The organism is Candidatus Poribacteria bacterium (assembly GCA_021162805.1).
Taxonomy (GTDB): Bacteria; Poribacteria; WGA-4E; order B28-G17; family B28-G17; genus JAGGXZ01.
In genome coordinates this window covers 14,563-30,028 of the sequence record JAGGXZ010000081.1, presented here as the reverse complement: position 1 = coordinate 30,028, position 15,466 = coordinate 14,563, and the positions used below count along the sequence as shown (strand labels likewise).

Annotated in this window: 13 protein-coding genes; 8 read left to right on the top strand and 5 right to left on the bottom strand. The window is 54.7% G+C overall.

Features of this window, described 5'->3' with window-relative positions; genetic code table 11:
• Window positions 1-56: 56 nt before the first annotated feature.
• The 3 genes from J7M22_06420 to J7M22_06410 all read left to right on the top strand — a co-directional run bounded on the left by J7M22_06420 (window position 57) and on the right by J7M22_06410 (window position 3,716).
• Window positions 57-1,436 carry a hypothetical protein gene (locus tag J7M22_06420; protein MCD6506244.1) on the top strand — a complete coding sequence of 460 codons (1,380 nt, stop codon included), beginning with the start codon at window positions 57-59 and terminating at the stop codon, window positions 1,434-1,436.
• Window positions 1,433-2,629, top strand: a complete 1,197-nt coding sequence (locus J7M22_06415) for a PLP-dependent transferase (GenBank protein ID MCD6506243.1) — start codon at window positions 1,433-1,435, stop codon at window positions 2,627-2,629. Before J7M22_06420 ends, J7M22_06415 begins: the two co-directional genes overlap by 4 nt.
• A 100-nt stretch (window positions 2,630-2,729) precedes the next feature.
• Entirely contained in the window at window positions 2,730-3,716 is a 987-nt protein-coding gene (locus J7M22_06410; GenBank protein ID MCD6506242.1) for a Gfo/Idh/MocA family oxidoreductase, read from the top strand.
• Window positions 3,717-3,780: 64 nt separating this feature from the next.
• On the opposite strand, the gene clpB is transcribed toward J7M22_06410, so the two are convergent.
• A complete protein-coding gene (clpB, locus tag J7M22_06405; GenBank protein MCD6506241.1) occupies window positions 3,781-6,381 on the bottom strand; it encodes an ATP-dependent chaperone ClpB in 2,601 nt (866 codons plus the stop codon).
• Between the two features lie 258 nt (window positions 6,382-6,639).
• Between clpB and J7M22_06400 the strand changes: the two genes are divergently transcribed.
• Both J7M22_06400 and J7M22_06395 read left to right on the top strand, forming a co-directional pair.
• A complete protein-coding gene (locus tag J7M22_06400) occupies window positions 6,640-6,984 on the top strand; it encodes a hypothetical protein (protein ID MCD6506240.1) in 345 nt (114 codons plus the stop codon).
• A gap of 86 nt (window positions 6,985-7,070) precedes the next feature.
• Entirely contained in the window at window positions 7,071-7,796 is a 726-nt protein-coding gene (locus J7M22_06395; GenBank protein MCD6506239.1) for a hypothetical protein, read from the top strand.
• A gap of 53 nt (window positions 7,797-7,849) precedes the next feature.
• Here J7M22_06395 and J7M22_06390 read toward each other — a convergent pair whose 3' ends face one another.
• The 4 genes from J7M22_06390 to J7M22_06375 all read right to left on the bottom strand — a co-directional run bounded on the left by J7M22_06390 (window position 7,850) and on the right by J7M22_06375 (window position 12,738).
• The gene (locus tag J7M22_06390; protein ID MCD6506238.1) at window positions 7,850-8,770 is read right to left on the bottom strand and encodes a hypothetical protein; all 921 of its coding nucleotides are present in this window, start codon (window positions 8,768-8,770) and stop codon (window positions 7,850-7,852) included.
• A 71-nt stretch (window positions 8,771-8,841) separates the two neighbouring features.
• Window positions 8,842-10,944, bottom strand: coding sequence for a hypothetical protein (locus J7M22_06385; GenBank protein ID MCD6506237.1), 2,103 nt, complete (start codon window positions 10,942-10,944; stop codon window positions 8,842-8,844).
• Window positions 10,937-11,602 carry a (d)CMP kinase gene (locus J7M22_06380; GenBank protein ID MCD6506236.1) on the bottom strand — a complete coding sequence of 222 codons (666 nt, stop codon included), beginning with the start codon at window positions 11,600-11,602 and terminating at the stop codon, window positions 10,937-10,939. Before J7M22_06380 ends, J7M22_06385 begins: the two co-directional genes overlap by 8 nt.
• Window positions 11,581-12,738 carry a 4Fe-4S binding protein gene (locus tag J7M22_06375; protein MCD6506235.1) on the bottom strand — a complete coding sequence of 386 codons (1,158 nt, stop codon included), beginning with the start codon at window positions 12,736-12,738 and terminating at the stop codon, window positions 11,581-11,583. The genes J7M22_06380 and J7M22_06375 overlap by 22 nt, the downstream gene beginning before the upstream one ends.
• 177 nt (window positions 12,739-12,915) lie before the next feature.
• Here J7M22_06375 and J7M22_06370 point away from each other — a divergent pair, with 177 nt between their 5' ends.
• The 3 genes from J7M22_06370 (at window position 12,916) to J7M22_06360 (ending at window position 15,410) form a co-directional block, all read left to right on the top strand.
• A complete protein-coding gene (locus tag J7M22_06370) occupies window positions 12,916-14,067 on the top strand; it encodes a four-carbon acid sugar kinase family protein (protein ID MCD6506234.1) in 1,152 nt (383 codons plus the stop codon).
• A gap of 3 nt (window positions 14,068-14,070) precedes the next feature.
• Window positions 14,071-15,150, top strand: a complete 1,080-nt coding sequence (locus tag J7M22_06365) for an exo-alpha-sialidase (GenBank protein MCD6506233.1) — start codon at window positions 14,071-14,073, stop codon at window positions 15,148-15,150.
• A 68-nt stretch (window positions 15,151-15,218) separates the two neighbouring features.
• Complete coding sequence (locus J7M22_06360) at window positions 15,219-15,410, top strand: hypothetical protein (protein ID MCD6506232.1); 192 nt, start codon at window positions 15,219-15,221, stop codon at window positions 15,408-15,410.
• Window positions 15,411-15,466 lie beyond the last annotated feature (56 nt).

Below are 15,466 nucleotides of genomic sequence, written 5' to 3'. Positions count from 1 at the left end.
TTGGCCTTATAACGGAGGAGGAGCTTGCTCACATGAAGTTCCCACAGGATGAATGGATGAGCCTGATGATATCAGGTGTTAAGGTGGGGTATTCTCACACCTATACGGATATCATCCGCCGTAACGGTGAGAAATTCATCAGAATTCGCTCCGAGATGAGGATGAGGATCAGGCGGATGGGAACATCGCTTGAACTCTCCCAGACCAAAGAATCGCTGCTGGGGATGGATCTTGCGCCGAAGCATTTCATCTCCAGCATAAGCGAGCCCGGTCAGATCAGAAAAACCGAAGGCTGGATCGAAGGCAAACGGGCGAGAGTGAAGCTACAACTCGGCGGGAAAACCGCTGAGGAAGAGGTGGAGCTGCCGGATGATGTGATCTTCGAGGAAGCGTTGGGATATCACGCCTTGAAAAGAGGTCTCAAGGTGGGGGATAAGTATAGACTGAACCTCTTCAGCATGGAACTGCTGAAGCCTATACCAGTTGAGGTGAACGTCCTCCGCCGAGATAAGATAGACTACCAAGGTAAAAAGATTCCCGTCTACGTCGTCAGCTATAAACTGGAGATGATGGGCGGCCTCGAGAACAGGGAATGGCTGGATGAAAACGGGGTGACATACAGAATGGAGATGATGGGGCTGATGGGGATGAAGATGGAGCTCGTCAAAACCGATATGAAAGAGGCCCTGGGCGAAGCTGGCGAGATAGATGTGATAATCGACACTAAGCTCTTCCCCTCCGGCCAACCGATATACGGCCATCCCAACCATCTGAAAGCCCTTGTGACCCTCAAGGGAGGTGATATCGGCAAAGCCTTCGTGCCCTCTCAGGAGCAGAGGATCAAACTCTTGGGGGGGAATCGAGCGATCCTCGAGATCGATAGATCCCCCGTGGATGAGTCCAAATCGGCGCAGACCCCTATCACCTCACCTGAGGTGGCGCAGTTCCTTAAATCCACGCTTTACGTTCAGTCGGACGATCCGGATATCAAGAGGAAGGCGAAGGAGATCATAGGGGATGAAAGAAACGCATGGCGCGCGGCGAAGCTGATATGCGGATGGGTCTATGAAAATATCTACGATAAATCCCTGAAGGTAGGCTTCGGATCGGCGAAAAACACGCTTGAAACATTGCAGGGGGATTGCACCGAACATACCGTCCTTTTCACGGCATTGGCGAGGTCGGTGGGAATACCGACCAGGATATGCGCCGGACTGGTCTATCAAGGCGATGCCTTTTACTACCATTTCTGGCCTGAGGTGTATATCGGCAGATGGGTCAGTATGGACCCAACGCTGGGGGAATATCAGGCCGATGCCACACATATACAGCTTGCCGGCGGGAAGCTGGAATCGGATACGGCCCTGGAATTCGGCGAGGGCGTGCTCAGAACGCTCAACAGGCTATCGATTGAGGTGCTGGAGGTGAAACCTTGAGGAAGGAGGGAATTTCAACCCTGGCCATACATGCTGGCGAGGGGATCTGCCCGACGACTGGTTCCGTGGCACCTCCGATATACCAGGCCACCACCTTCGCCTTTCGAAACGCCGAACAGGGAGCGGCGATCTTCTCCGAGGAGATGGAGGGATACGTCTACACTAGATGGGGAAACCCCACCCTCGCTTCCCTCGAGAGAAAACTCGCCGCCTTGGAGGGAGGCGAGGAGGCTCTGGTCACAGCTTCCGGAATGGCTGCCGTGACGATCGCCCTCCTCACAGTGCTGGATTCAGGTGATCATGTGCTCTGTTCAAAAGGGGTTTACACGGGAACCTACAAGTTCCTCTCATACAGCCTGAGGAGATTCGACGTGGAGGTAGATTTCGTTGACGGGACGAATCCGACGCTCTTTGAGAAGGCCATTCATCCGAACACCCGGCTCATCTATATCGAGACGCCGGCGAATCCCACGCTTGACGTGATAGATATAGCGGTCATTTCGGATATCGCCAGAAGACACGGTTTGCCGCTCTTCATAGATAACACCTTCGCCACGCCGTGCGGTCAGAGACCGCTGGAGCTGGGCGCGGACGTGGTGATACACAGCATGACCAAATACCTCTGCGGCCATGGCGACGCAATCGGCGGGGCGATTATCGGAAGGAGAAAGTTCATAGAGGAAGCCAGGAAGGTGACGCTGAGGATATACGGTGGCGTTTTGAGTCCGTTTAACGCATGGCTGATCATGAGGGGAATACACACCCTACCGCTGAGGATGAGAGCTCACTCGCAAAACGCCATGGAAATCGCCAAATTTCTTGAGGAACATCCGGCGGTCAAGATGGTCAGATACCCCGGCCTCCCGAGCCATCCACAACATGAGATCGCCTTGAAACAGATGAAGCTCTTCGGCGGAATGATCTCCTTCGAATTAATGGGGGGCGAGGAGGCCGGCAGGAAGCTGATGAACTCACTCAGATTGTGTACCTTGGCGGTAAGCCTGGGCGATACCCGCACCCTGATCTCACATCCGGCATCTATGACACATGCTGCCGTGCCGAGAGAGGAGAGATTGCGTTTCGGTATAACGGATGGCCTCATCAGGCTCTCGGTGGGATTGGAGGATGTGGGGGATATCATCGAGGACCTGGACAGGGGGTTATCCTACCTCGGCGAATCCCACTCCCCTTAAGAGATGTCAGGCTACAGTCAACCCTTGATTTCACCTCTCCATCATGCGATAATCCAAAGCAACTGATCAGGAAATCAGACCGGTGAAAGGGAGGTCGAAGTTGGTTAAGTGTGCGCTTATAGGCGGCAAGGGGATGGGCTTGAAACACGGAAGAAACTTCCACAGCCATCCCGATGCCGAGGTGATCGCCGTCTGCGATATGGATCCCCAAAAGCTCGATTTGCTTGAAAGGGAGTTCAGCGCCCCCGGATATCCGAGCATAGACGAGCTTTTGGCCAACTGCAGTCCCGATCTGGTCCTTCTGATAGTCAACGAGACCAGACGTATCCCGCCGCTCAGGCAGCTCTTCGCCGCCGGGCAGAACGTCTTCACCGAAAAACCCCTCTGCGGACTGGAGGGCCAGTACCGCGTGCGCGAGGAGGACGCCGTTATAGCCGCCCCTGCTATCCGAGAGTGGCGGAGCTCAGGGGTGAAGTTCGGCATCGACTTCAACTACCGGTTTATGGAGCACTTCAGGAGATTACACGAGGATGTCGTTCAAGGTACCTTAGGCCAGATCAGAATGGTCCGGGCGCGAGCCCACTTCAACTGCTGGTCGCACGTGATCGACCAGATCCTCTGGACGATGGGGTTGCCCGAATGGGTGAGCGCCATCGGCGATCCCAAACAACCTGGGCCATGGCCCCGTATGATCCACATGAGATGGTCCAACGGCGCCATAGGTTCGCTCGATGGGACGAATCTCTGGAGCATACCCCTGGAGATCACGATCTTGGGCGATAAGGGATATGCCGAGGCGAGGGGATTGGTCGGCTGGTATCAGCGCTATAAGCCGGGCTGGGGAGGTGGAGTTGAGGTATCCTGGGAGGCGAAACCGGAGGAGCCGGAGATGGAGAAATCCTTCGTCCGAATGGCGGACGGAGTGATCAAGGCGATGCTGGATGATGAGCCCATGCCGGCCGACGGGAACGCCGCCTGGAACGAGCTCCTCCTTGAGGCAGCCGTGCACCGGTCGGCTCTGAATGGTGGAGAATGGGTGAAGCCGGCCGAGGTTGAAAGGGACACGATGACCGCTTCATCTTCATGATGAGCGTCGCGTAAGGCGCAGGGCGTTTTATCTTATACTCGCATTACGCCCTACGCCTTGCGCCTTACTCCGTTTCCTCTCTGCGGATCAGGTTGAAGACGAAATCATCTCCGACGAAATCCACCTCGATGGTATCGCCATCCTTGAACTTGCCCTCCAGCATGCGCACGGCCAACGGATCCAGCACCTGCTTCTGTATCACCCTCCTCAGCGGCCTCGCTCCGTAGACCGGATCGTAGCCGAGTTTGGCGAGCTCCTCCCTGGCGGCATCGGTCAAAATCAGCTCCATTCTTCTCTCCCTCAATCTCTCCCTGACCTGATCGAGCTGCAGATCGACGATCTGTTTGATCTCATCCATGGTGAGCCTATTGAAGATTATGATCTCATCGATTCGGTTGAGGAACTCCGGCCTGAAACCGTTTCGGAGCTCACTCATGACCCTCTCGCGGATCTCCTCTTTCGAGAGATTGGGGTCCTGAATCCAGTGACTCCCCATGTTGGAGGTCATGATGATCACGGTGTTCTTGAAGTCAACCGTGCGTCCCTTCCCGTCGGTCAGCCTGCCTTCGTCCAGTATCTGCAGGAGCGTATTGAAGACCTCGGGATGGGCCTTCTCGATCTCGTCAAACAGCACCACCGAGTAAGGCTTGCGTCTGACGGCCTCCGTCAGTTGGCCTCCCTCCTCGTACCCGACATATCCTGGAGGTGCCCCGATAAGTCTTGCCACGGAGTGTTTCTCCATGTATTCGGACATGTCGATTCGGATCATGGAGTTAGGGTCGTCGAATAGGAACTCAGCGAGACATTTGGCAAGGTGTGTCTTACCGACGCCGGTGGGACCCAGGAAGATAAAGGATCCGATCGGCCTGTTGATGTCCTGCAGCCCGGCCCGTGCCCTTCTGACGGCGTTTGAGACGGCCTCGACGGCTTCATCCTGTCCGATCACCTTCTCCTTCAGCCTTTCCTCCATCTTCAACAGCTTCTCCTTCTCGCTTTCAAGCAACCTGGAGACCGGTATTCCGGTCCATTTGGAGACGATTTCAGCAATATCCTCCTCGGTGACCTCCTCCTTGAGCATCTTCTGTTCGGATTGGAGCTCCTTAAGCCGCTCCTGCGCCTCTTTGAGTTCCTTCTCCACCTGCGGCAGTTCCATATATCTGATCCTTCCGGCTCTGTCGTAATCGCCGTTTCTGATTGCCCCTTCCTCCTCGATCTTCAGCGTATCGATCCTCTCCATGAGGGATCTGATCTTCCCTATGGTCTCCTTCTCGTTTCGCCAGTGAGCCTTCATCTGATCGCTCTTCTCCCTGAGCTCGGCTATCTCCTCCTCGATTTTCCTAAGTCTCTCCTGGGATGCCGGATCTTTTTCCCTGCTGAGCGCCTGGCGCTCTATCTCAAGCTGCATGATCTTACGATCGATCTCATCTATCTCCGTCGGCACGCTGTCTATCTCCATCCTGAGCCTCGCTGCTGCCTCATCGATCAGGTCCACGGCCTTATCGGGGAGGAATCTATCCGTGATGTATCTGTGGGAGAGCACGGCTGCGGCTATAAGAGCGGAGTCCTGAATTCTGACGCCGTGATGCACCTCATATCTCTCTTTCAGCCCGCGCAGTATGCTGATCGTCTCCTCGACGGACGGCTCATCCACATATACCGGTTGGAACCTTCTCTCAAGAGCGGGATCTTTCTCTATATGTTTTCGATACTCGTCCAGGGTGGTAGCGCCGATGCACCTGAGCTCTCCTCTCGCCAGGGCCGGTTTGAGCATGTTAGAGGCGTCGATGGCCCCTTCGGCCGCTCCGGCTCCAACTATGGTGTGCAGCTCATCTATGAAGAGTATGACCGTTCCTTCGGCCTCCTGAATCTCCCTCAACACGGCTTTGAGCCTGTCCTCGAACTCGCCTCTATACTTCGTCCCTGCCACCAGAGCTCCCATATCCAGGGCTACCAACCTTTTGTCCTTAAGGCTTTCGGGCACATCGCCTGCGACTATCCTCTGGGCCAGTCCTTCAACGATGGCGGTTTTACCGACCCCCGGCTCGCCGACCAGCACGGGATTGTTCTTGGTCCTTCGGGAGAGTATCTGCATCACACGTCTTATCTCCTCGTCCCTCCCGATAACCGGATCGAGCTTCCCCTTACGGGCCTCCTCGGTCAGATCCCTCCCAAACCTCTGCAGCGCCTGATATTTGTCCTCCGGATTCGGATCAGTCACCCTCTGCGATCCTCTGATCTCTGAGAGAGCCCTGTAGATGTTATCCTTCGTCACGCCGTGATTTCTGAGGATCTGGCCCGCGGGAGTGGATGTGTCCTCTGAGATGGCCACGAGTAGGTGCTCGGTGCTTAAGTATTCGTCCTTGAGCCTCTGGGCCTCCTGCCATGCCACATCCAGCGCCTTTCTCAGGCTCGGAGATATATATACCTCCAAACCCGCCCCTTGAACCTTCGGCATCCGTTCCAGATGTTGTTGAAGCTGATGTTTTATCAGTTCCAGATTTGCTCCGAGCTTTTGGATTATCGGAGGTACAACCCCTTCCTCCTGCTCCAAAAGGGCCATAAGCAGGTGCTCGTTGCCTATCTCCTGATGGTTGTACCTCTGTGCTATCTCTTGAGCCGATTGAATGGCATCTTGAGCCTTTATCGTAAATCTATCAAATCTCATCTGTATCACCTTCCGCACATGATCTCACGCTCAGGAATAAAGCAAATAACGTGCCAGGTTCCGTCCAGCGCTTTATGCCCCATGTAACACGCCTTAAATCCTTTTAGCGGCGGATGGCATGTCATATTGGCATGTCCGGGAGAGCGACGGTCATAATGGCAGATAGGCTGTAGATGTTAGGCGTTCTTCCTTTTGACTGAACCTTCCAAACGTGCTAGAATAATATCGAGAACGACTCCAGCGATCAAGGAGGTAGCTATGCCGAAGTTCAGAGCGATACATACCATAGAGCTGAAATTCGACGTCGACAGGGAGGAATTTGAAGAATTTATGCTCAAGGAGTTTCTCCCGGCGATAAAGGCTCTTCCCGGTTGTATGGGCGCGGAGCTGCTGCGCGGATATAAGGGAAATCTCCCCGGAGTGGCCCGGTCGAAGGTCGATTACGCTTGGATAACGCTCTGGGAGAGCGTCGAGGCCAACAACAGGGTTTGGTCGCGCAACGGAAAACATTACACCCCTGAGAGCATAATGCGCGTTAACGCCAAGCTGTATCACTATGCCGTTAACTATACGCTAGTGGGCGGGTTTGAAGTGGTCGAGTGATGGGGAAATAAAAAGGCTTGATTTTCTCTCGCAAATCGGTTATCATAAAGGTCGGATACCCCCCTTTAGTGAAGGAGAGGAGTGCGATGGCGAGAGATCTAACCAGAACCTTAATCTGGCGGCCCAATGAGGAGGAAAGACGGGGAGGATCAAGGCAGCGGGATTATTACTATCGGGAATATCCCACTCAGGGGTACCAGACCTATCGCCAACCCTACCAACAACCCTATCATCCCTATCGTCGAGGAGGGCCACAGCGCCCCAGGCCCCAGCGACGTTTCAACGAGTTTAACAAACCGCTTAGGATAATCCCTCAGGAGGAGTTTCTACGCCTTAAAGCTGAGGGATACGGCAGATTCTACATCGATAAGCAGATACGTCGCAAGACGCCGATGGTCTTCGTCACATATGACGGCGTGTTGAGGGGGCTGATACTCAGGCGAATGCCGTATAACCTGGATCTGCTGGCCAACGGCGAGAAGATCCGGATCAACAAGCTGGACATCAAGTACTGTTACAAACAATCTCACGAGCCAAGGATACTGCCCTACATCCAGATCGACGAGGAGGTCAAAGCGCTCGGCCTCGGCCCGGAGATGGACCCTTCCAAGAGGTATCAGATAGACGATAGGGTTTTGATACAATGCTATAGGGAGCGTCGTCCCATCGTTCTTGTCCTCAGGGGCGGTGAGGTTTTCGGTGGGGTGATAGACTGGTTCAGTAAGTACGAGGTGAAGATCGAGCTGCCTTCAAGGCGGTGTGTTGTTTGCTTCCGCCATGCCGCTTACTCCTTAGGAGTGGCCGCCTACTAAACGAGGGAAAATCAACTTGGAGGCGGAATGGCGCGGCCATTCCGCCCTTCCCCCTAGCCTCTCCGATCATATCTTCCGTATTTCTCCCTCAACTCCATCATCATCATATACCTTTCAAGCGGCATCCCCTTGAAAGCCACGTTACTGGTGCAGAAGATATAACCGCCGCCGGGCATTCCATGCTTAAGCGAATAGAGGATATTCTCCCTCACCTCCTCATCCGTTCCGGTCTGGAGCAGACCACAGTTGACGTTCCCCGCCAGACACACCTTGTCACCGACCAGCCTCTTGACCTCAGCGATATCCACTCCGGCCTGGGGATCAAGGGAATGAAGCGCATGAGGGCCGCAGGAGACAAGCTGATCCAGTATCGGCATTATGTTGCCGTCCGTGTGTTTTATCACATAGGCGCCGTTCCGTTTGTGGTTCTCGATTATCCTGTGTAGATATGGCGTGACGAACTCGGCGAACATCTTAGGAGAGAGAAACGGACCGGTATTGAAACAGTAATCGGCACACATCGTCAGACATTCCGCGCCGGCATCTATCAGCCTTTTGCCCCATTCGATCGCCCTGTCGGCGGATGCGTCCAGCTCTCTTTTGACCTGATCGGGCTCCTCGAAGAGCCTTACCGAGACCTGCACCATATTCTGACCGTTTGGTATGGCCATCGTGCCATCCGCCTCGCCACAAAGCAGATACTCCTCGCCCACACCCATCTCGGCAAGCCTCTTTATCACCCTGATGTCGCCCGAACGGATGATCGAGTAATCCAACCGTTCGGCGATCTCGACCAACAGCTCGGCGTTATATCCTATCGCTCTGTCCAGTTCAGCGCCCGTCAGGTTCCTCGTGTCGATGAAATCCTTGCCTAGAAGTTCCTGAGTGAGCTGGAACTCAAGCTCAAACGTGGGAACTATATCGTCAGGCTGCCTTAACTCCAGGGCTGCTATAACTCGCTGTTTTGGAGTCATACTCCCCCCTCCGTTTATCGGTTAACGCCCTCCACCGTTCGCCATCTGGCAGGAGGCGGAGATGCGGACGGTTAATCACATACTCCCACGACCACAACCTTGACCCCTAGAGGACGGATCCTCAACCTGAATCCTCCTATATCATCCAGCTTCTCATGAGAGCCATCATCGGGATTCAGAACCCTAAAGGGACCGGAAGCCCTCAGCCGGATCTCATCGTTGAACTCATGATCTGAGAGGTTGAAGACGAGATAGATATCCGATTCATCCCTCACCCTGTGGTTGTAAAGTATATGCCTGTTGGGATGGATGAGGAGCAGATCGGGTTCGATCCTTCTCCTCAACGTTTTTATCATCTCTTCGACGCTCCTACAGAGTTTAAGCCCACCTTCAATCTCGCTCGCCATCAATATTCCCAAAGTCTCATCATGTCCCCTCTCCATCGCCTTGTTCGGTATTCTTTTAAATGCGATGAGAAGTCCTCCTCGGCGCGCGAAGTCGATCAGCTTACGGGCGGTGTCGAACCTTATGATCTCCATCGGCGGAATCAGCACGGCGCTGTACTCCTCCTGAGCTATCTTCAGTTTACCATCGACGATCAGGGCATCTTGAACCGCCCTGTCATCCAGAAAGTCGAAATCGATCTGATGCTCAAGCAGCCCTCTTGCTATCTCCTTCAGTGAGCCGCTAATCTGACGGATAAGCCGGGATTGAGTTTCGGGCGAGATCGATCTGGTGGTCGGAAGGAAATCGGCCCAGACGGAGGTTATGGGATACAGAACCGCCATATCGGCGACATGCCTCCCGCCTGTCATCACCGAAGCGAGCCTTCCCACAAAATCATTGAACTTCCTGTATTCATCCGGAGGTATCCTTCTCCAGGGATAATATGAGGTTATCACGTTTATCCCCGTAACGAACTGAAGGGCGGCGATGCCCTTCATCTCGTCGAGACTCACCTCCCTGCCGGCTGTCCTCTCGATATGGTCGGAGGTTTCACTCATCACCCTTTCCAAGCCTTGAATGTGGGCTGCGGAGGAGGCGAACTTGGCTCCCAAAAATCCGTTCCCCTTGAAGACGTTTTCAGGACATGAGCTGAGCATGTCTATGCCCGGGATGTCGAATCGCCGCATGATCTCAAAAAGGCTTCCCTCAAATGCCACATGATGGGTGATCTCCTCCTCCCAGAGAGGATGCCCTGTTGAGGCGATTCCGTTCTCCCTACACCAATCCTGTATCTGGCCGAAATATGATTCGGCACATAGCTCGGCAACAGCGTCATAATAGTCGCATCTCACCCTCCTGGCCTCGTCAGGCGGATCGACCTTATCGGTGAACAGCGCCACGATCCTGGGCTCGATATCATACCCTTTCATCCTCCTGAAGAACTCCGGGAACTCCTCACACCAGGGCACGGCCGCATATCTAGGCTCCGGGTCAGGATGTATATAGGCGGTCATCAGGGACGGTTCGTCGGTGAAGATCGCCTCTATGGAGATTCCGATCTTATTCGGGAACCTACGTTTATACTCCCGGTGTGTCAACTCGATGAATCTGGCAACGGCTTTTCTGTCGAGGATATTTATGTATCTTCGTCTCTTATAGACGTTAGCCGTACAATGTGTGCCCTCGAACATGGTCTTTTCGGCGATGGCCGCCACACACCATTTCCCCGCCCCGATCTCCGATCCCTTTATACGTCCATTCAGGTCGAGCCTGATCGGGTTATCGAGGGATATCCTATCCCCTTGCATGCGATAAGCCCATACGGCGTATATCTTCCTGCCTTCTCTGGGCAGATGGACGTCTATCACAACCGGCCCTTTAACCTCGCGCATACTACAGATCAGCCCGTATGCCTCGAACTCCGGGTGTCCCTCAAGCACCAACCCGCCGGCAGCTCCACTGGGATAGCCCTCCTCGTCGTAAAGCCATATGATAAGACCGAGTTTCTCGGCCGCATCAAGGCCGCATCTGAGGATCTCCCATTGTTCCTCGCTTCTCAGATAATCCCTAAAGCTGACGTTACAGACCACCCCGCCGATTCCCATCTCCTTGAGCTTCTGGAGGTTGGCCTCTATCTTTTTGAGGTCCCCTCCCTCCATAAGCCCATCAAATCCGTGTATGATTTGAAGGGTTCTATATTGATTGGGTGGTTCCTTGAACTCAACCATTTCCCCTACACCTCTCCATTATCTCTTCGACCACCTGGTCGACGCTCATGTCGGAGGTATCCAATCGAATGGCGTCGGGGGCGGGTTTCAGAGGAGCGACCTTTCGGGTGGAATCCTTTAGATCCCGGGCGATGATATCCCTCTCGATCTCATCCAGGCTGATCTCTATCCCTTTTGCCTTAAGCTCCCGCCATCTTCTAATAGCGCGGACCCGCGGCGATGCGTCCAGGTAGATCTTGAGATCGGCGTCCGGAAAGACCACCGTCCCGATATCCCTGCCTTCAGCGACGACCCCTCCCTCCTTTCCGAGTTCCCTCTGTTTTTGGACCATCACCCTTCTGAGCCCGGGAATTTTGACGTAATCGGAGATCACCTTATCGACCTCCGGGGAACGGATTCGATCCGTCACCTCCCTGCCGTCCATGAAGATACGTCTGCCGGTCGGATCGAATTCTATTCGGGTTTGGGAAGCCAACTTTATCAGTTTTTCCTCCTCTTCGGGCTTAACGCCCAGCTCGATCGCCTTCAGTGTCAGAGCTCTATACATCGCTCCCGTATCGAGATAGAGAAGTCCAAGCCTTTCGGCCAGCTTTTTGGCCACGGTGCTTTTGCCCGCTCCCGCTGGTCCATCTATCGCTATAACCGGTCTGGGTCGCATTCGATCACCCCTTCGGCCGAGATACACCCTGCCGGACAGACCTCGGCGCAAAGGCCGCATCCGTCACACGCCCCGGCGGAGATGAACGCCTCTTTACCGGAGATAGATATCGCATCATACCTGCAGACCGTAAGACATCTTCCACATCCCGTGCACCTTTCGGCGTCAATCCTAAATTTCACCGGTTGATCCCTCTCGACTTCGTCGGGAGGGGTGAAGTTTCGAGATGCTATCCCCCTGATCTCCCTGAGATCCCTGATGCCCATCTCCTCCATGAGACGTCTCAGATCGTTCAATATCCCGCCGACGAGCTTCATCCCTTTAAGCATGAAAACCGATAGCGCTTGAACCGTGCTCGCCCCCAATGCGATGTATTTCAGCACATCTTCAGCCGAGGTCACGCCGCCGGATGCGCTTATCTGGAGCGACGTGGCCCGGTACACCTCCAGCACGTGTCTGAAGACGAGGAACTTGCTCCACGGCCCGCCGAATCCCGCATAGGATCCGTGCAAGACGGGACGCATCAGAGAAAGATCCACGTCTATTCCGGTGAGCCTGTTACAGGCGGTAACGGCTTCAGCCCCCGCGCGTTCCAGCTCCACCGCTAAAGCGGCGTTATCCATATTGGGTTTCAGCTTAGGTATAACCGGTATGGAAAGCACCTCGGAGAGTCTTAAGGTCACCTCCACATACATCCTGAACTCGGCGGCATGTGTGTCGCCGGAGGTATGTGGGCAGGATATATCAAGCTCCAGCCCATCTGCTCCAGCCTCTTGTATTTTTAGCCCCAGATCGACCCACTCCTTCATCTCCGCAGCCAGGAGGCTGGCTATGATGGGCACACCTAAGGTTTTGGCCTCGCGGATGAGCTTCAGATAATCCTCTGTCTCACCTCTGAAGGCCTGTTCGAACGAATAGAGCACGAAGTTTCGGGTCAGGCCGAAGGGAAGCCGATATCTAGGACGGGGCCATCTGCGCATATGGGAGAGGGAATCCGAGACGGCGGATTTCAACACCACCCCACCGATTCCTGCCTCTACGAACCTCACTATCCATCTCGTTTCGTCCGAGAACGGTCCCGGGGCCAGGAGAAGGGGATTACGAAATTGTATGCCGCAGAAATCGACCTCTAACATCTACGGTACACCATTTCCTCCCCTGTTTCCCTAGAGTATAACACACCCCTTCATGGCCGTCAACTGACCCTTTCTGACTTTCTGACTCGGGGCGCGGCACAGTTGATTCTCCGCCCCGAATTGTTATATAATCCCGTTGAGTATCATCGGGACGGCCTTAGAAAGAGGGAAACAGGGATGATAGCAGTCATAGCGGACGATTTTACCGGCGCGGCGGAACTCGGCAGCATAGGGTTCCGTTACGGCCTGAGGACGGAGATCCGGAGGGAGTTCGAGCCCGACGTCGACTCAGACCTCCTAATCATCGATACCGATACCAGATCCCGATCCGAGAGAGAGGCAGAGGGAAGGATTGAGGAGGTGGCTAGATCGCTTTGGGAGATGAAGCCGGAGTGGATCTACAAAAAGGTGGATTCGGTCATGCGAGGACATATCCTCGCCGAGTTAACGGCGATGATGAGATCGCTGGGGAGGGGGAGGGCGCTGCTTATTCCCGCCAACCCCTCACTCGACAGGAGGATCTCAAGGGGGATCTATCTCGTGGGAGGTCGCCCTTTAAGTGAGACCGATTTCTCGAAAGATCCCGAATATCCCGCCGTCACATCCGATGTGCTTGAGCTGTTAGGTGCTTCGCGGGAGGTGGAAGTCCGTTTTTTAAGCCGCGGCCGCCCCCTTCCCGCTCAGGGCATAGCGATCGGCGAGGTTGAAAGGAGGGGGGATCTGCAGGAATGGGCCAAAAGGCTGGACGAAGATACGCTTCCTGCAGGCGGATCCGATTTCTTCAGGGCTATCCTCGAGCTGAAAGGGTTCAGGCCGTCGGAAAGGAGGATCGGGATGTCAAGGCGGCAAGGCAGATCGTTTTTCATCTGTGGCAGCAGTTCGGACTACAGTCGAAAGGCCATCTACCGCGCGGAAAGGCACGGGATACCGGTGTGCATGATGCCGATCAAGCTCTTCAGATCCGAGAGGATGATGGATGAGATACTGCGGAGATGGGCTGATGAGGTCGTATCCGCCTTCAGCAGAAGCTCCCGGGTCATAGCCGCCATCGGCCATCCCGTCGTGAGGGATCCGATACTCGCCAAAAGATTACGCTACTTCATCTCCGCCTTGGCCGAGGAGGTATTGGATCGTATCTCGGTGGATGAGCTTTACATCGAGGGCGGAGCCACCGCATCTTCCGTTCTACGTCGGCTTGGATGGAATAGATTCCACCCATGTGGGGAACTTGCCCCCGGCGTGGCTCGAATGCGGGTCGTCGGGGAGGAAGGGCTATATCTCACGGTTAAACCCGGTAGCTATCCGTGGCCTAATGAGATATGGAGGTGAAAGATGCACGTGAGGAACGTCATCGTCTACCGCGAGCCTGGACGGTTCGCCGGATGGCCTGCCAATTACGGCATATGGTCCTGGGGCGACGAGATCGTTGTCGGCTTCACCCTGGGATATCACAGGGCGGGACTCGGATTTCATACCATCGACAGGGAGAAACCCTCCATTAACGTTCAGGCCCGGAGCCTCAACGGAGGGGAGAGCTGGGAGGTTGAGAGGATGCCAGGACGCACCCCCGGAGGGAGGGGGATATCGGCCGATGAACACATGAGGGAGGATCTGCGTGTGGGAAAGGTGCTGGACGAAGGGGATGTCCTGATGGATCCCCCGGGCGGAATCGATTTTACGCATCCCGACTTCGCCCTCATGTGCGCGAGAACCGGATTGAGGGCGGGGGCGAGATCCTGGTTTTATATCTCATATGATAGATGTAGATCATGGCAGGGGCCGTATAAGCTCCCGATGTTCGGCACGCCGGGCGTCGCAGCTAGAACGGATTATCAGGTGCTGAGCCGAAACGAATGCCTGCTCCTTTTGACGGCTGCCAAGCCCAACGGAGATGAGGGATGGTCGTTCTGCGCAAAAACCGATGACGGCGGGAAAACCTTTTCCTTCCTCTCATGGATCGGCCCGGAACCGGCGGGTTACTCCATAATGCCATCAAGCGTCCGGCTCTCCGAATCCCGTATCCTCGTCGCCGTTCGATGCAAGGAGGAGGGGAAATATTGGATTGACCTTTACATCTCAGATGATAACGGCAGAACCTGGAGATATATGAACAGACCGGTCGAAAACACCGGAAGAGGAGGTAATCCGCCCTCCATGATCAAACTTCAGGACGGACGGCTGTGTTTGACATACGGCTATCGTGGCGTCCCGTATGGCATCCGGGCGAAGCTGAGCGAGGATGATGGAAAAACGTGGGGAGAGGAGATCATACTGCGGGATGATGGCGGCAACTACGACCTGGGATATCCCCGGACCGTGCAGCGATCTGACGGCAAGATCGTCACCCTCTATTACTTCAACGATCACCCGGAAGGAGAACGCTACATAGCGGCGACCATCTGGGAACCCTAGATTCTCAGCTAGCGCCTCCGACGGCGTTATGTATCTTGTAACGGATACCCCCCAGATGTTATCATTTTGTGAAAGCTAGCCAGAGGATGGTGTCATATGGACGGCATGAGAGGTTACTCACCGCCGTTGCCGATCAGCTTTCCCTCGTCATCGGCGGTTTCATCGCACAGGATAAGCTGTGCGAATCCGAAATGAGGTATCGCTCACTCGCCGAGAGCGATCTCGTTGGAGTCCACGTGAATGAGAAGCTGAGTACGTAGGCAGACCCTATCATATGTATGAACTGCTCAACAAAGTGGCAAAGGTGATCGAAGGA

What these genes read in the sequence shown, in the direction of transcription:
- J7M22_06395 (MCD6506239.1), top strand. Translation starts at nt 7,071, where the DNA reads ATGGCGAGAGATCTAACCAGAACCTTAATCTGGCGGCCCAATGAGGAG.
- J7M22_06370 (MCD6506234.1), top strand. Translation starts at nt 12,916, where the DNA reads ATGATAGCAGTCATAGCGGACGATTTTACCGGCGCGGCGGAACTCGGC.
- J7M22_06375 (MCD6506235.1), bottom strand. Translation starts at nt 12,738, where the DNA reads ATGTTAGAGGTCGATTTCTGCGGCATACAATTTCGTAATCCCCTTCTC.
- J7M22_06400 (MCD6506240.1), top strand. Translation starts at nt 6,640, where the DNA reads ATGCCGAAGTTCAGAGCGATACATACCATAGAGCTGAAATTCGACGTC.
- clpB (MCD6506241.1), bottom strand. Translation starts at nt 6,381, where the DNA reads ATGAGATTTGATAGATTTACGATAAAGGCTCAAGATGCCATTCAATCG.
- J7M22_06390 (MCD6506238.1), bottom strand. Translation starts at nt 8,770, where the DNA reads ATGACTCCAAAACAGCGAGTTATAGCAGCCCTGGAGTTAAGGCAGCCT.
- J7M22_06380 (MCD6506236.1), bottom strand. Translation starts at nt 11,602, where the DNA reads ATGCGACCCAGACCGGTTATAGCGATAGATGGACCAGCGGGAGCGGGC.
- J7M22_06365 (MCD6506233.1), top strand. Translation starts at nt 14,071, where the DNA reads ATGCACGTGAGGAACGTCATCGTCTACCGCGAGCCTGGACGGTTCGCC.
- J7M22_06385 (MCD6506237.1), bottom strand. Translation starts at nt 10,944, where the DNA reads ATGGTTGAGTTCAAGGAACCACCCAATCAATATAGAACCCTTCAAATC.
- J7M22_06420 (MCD6506244.1), top strand. Translation starts at nt 57, where the DNA reads ATGAGCCTGATGATATCAGGTGTTAAGGTGGGGTATTCTCACACCTAT.